Source organism: Achromobacter sp. SIMBA_011 (assembly GCF_046535435.1).
Lineage (GTDB): Bacteria > Pseudomonadota > Gammaproteobacteria > Burkholderiales > Burkholderiaceae_B > Achromobacter > Achromobacter dolens.
The window spans coordinates 1-249 of the sequence record NZ_JAWRWN010000947.1 but is presented as its reverse complement, the minus strand read 5'-3'; the positions used below and the strand labels follow the sequence as shown (position 1 = coordinate 249).

The window sequence follows — 249 nt, the reverse complement described above, 5'->3', positions numbered from 1 at the left end:
AAATGAACAACCGGTCGCCGGCCGCGCTGCTGCGCAAGGTTGACGGCACCGAACTGGCCGGCGATCTCGCCGCGAGGTTCGGCGCGTCGGTGCGGCGCGATCCCGAACGGCTGGTGCAGGCGCTCGGGTCGGCGATGGAGGCTTATCTGCAGAGCGATGAAATGGCGCCGTTCACGTCGCGCTTCGACGCGTTTCTGCGCACGCGTGCGCCGCTTGCTCCGGCCGAGATGCGCGGCCTGGCGCTGTTTC

General features: G+C 69.1%; 1 pseudogene. It reads left to right on the top strand.

The features are described 5' to 3' along the window. Positions 1 to 249, top strand: a pseudogene (locus SB816_RS33790) (cytochrome B6); the annotation flags it as partial.